This is a genomic window from Streptosporangium sp. NPDC000396, from assembly GCF_042898655.1.
Taxonomy (GTDB): Bacteria; Actinomycetota; Actinomycetes; order Streptosporangiales; family Streptosporangiaceae; genus Streptosporangium.
Genome location: NZ_JBIAZA010000093.1, coordinates 1 through 1,132 on the forward strand (window position 1 = coordinate 1; position 1,132 = coordinate 1,132).

A 1,132-nucleotide genomic window follows, 5' to 3' on the forward strand; every position below is an offset into this window, starting at 1 on the left:
GCGCCACCTCGGATCGGCGGCACCAGCCGGTCACGCATGGAGCCCGCCGACCCGCCGCTCGGCGGGGGGTCCGGCTGCTCGAACGCCTGGTTGGTGAAGTCGGTCACGGCCACCCGGCCATCGTACGGGCCCCTCCACCCCGGGGGCCCATGAAACACCGCCTACGTGCCTAATTGGGGAACTTATCCCCTGGCAAGGCCTCACCTGGAATGGGGGAGGATGGGATCGTGACGGACAACGGCAGGCTGGTGCTCGCAGGCGCTCCGATCGGGCAGACGGGGGACGCCTCGCCCCGGTTGCGTGAGGCGCTGGAGACCGCCGATGTGATCGCGGCCGAAGACACCCGCCGCCTGCGCCGCCTGGCCAGTGAGCTGGGCGCGGAGATCGCGGGCCGGATCGTCTCCTACTACGACGCCAACGAGGTGGGCCGGGCCGCCGAGCTCCTCCAGGCGCTCCAGGACGGCAGGACCGTCCTGGTCATCACCGACGCGGGCATGCCGGGCGTCTCCGACCCCGGCTACCGCCTGACCACCATGGCGGTCGAGGCGGGGATCACGGTCACCTCGCTGCCCGGCCCGTCCGCGGTCACGACCGCGCTGGCCGTCTCCGGTCTGCCCAGTGACCGGTTCTGTTTCGAGGGCTTCCTGCCGCGGAAGCCCGGCGAACGTGCCCGCAGGCTGGCCGCCCTGGCCGAGGAAGAGCGCACGATGGTGTTCTTCGAGGCGCCGCACCGGCTCCGGCCCGCGCTGGAGGCGATGGCCGAGGCGTTCGGCGCGGACCGCTTCGCGGCGGTCTGCCGGGAGCTCACCAAGACCTACGAGGAAATACGGCGGGGCGGTCTGGGTGAGCTGGCCGGATGGGCGGCCGAGGGCGTCAAGGGTGAGATCACCGTGGTCGTCGCCGGGCACGCTCCGGATGTTCGGCCGCCGTCCATCGAGGATCTGGTCGACGAGGTCGCCCGGCGTGAGGAGACGGGTGTGCCGAGGAAGCAGGCGATCGTGGACGTCGCCAAGGGGGCGGGGATCCCCAAACGTGATCTCTATGACGCCGTCCACCGAAGCTGATTTTTCACCATAATTCTCTAAATGGGATCAATGCGGGAGCGGCTGCTGCCCCCCATGCCGGGAAGCGT

General features: G+C 70.5%; 1 protein-coding gene. It reads left to right on the forward strand.

Annotation, left to right across the window (positions count from 1 at the left end):
- Positions 1-209 precede the first annotated feature (209 nt).
- Positions 210-1,064, forward strand: a complete 855-nt coding sequence (rsmI, locus tag ACFY2X_RS47335) for a 16S rRNA (cytidine(1402)-2'-O)-methyltransferase (protein ID WP_389952060.1) — start codon at positions 210-212, stop codon at positions 1,062-1,064.
- Positions 1,065-1,132: the final 68 nt, after the last annotated feature.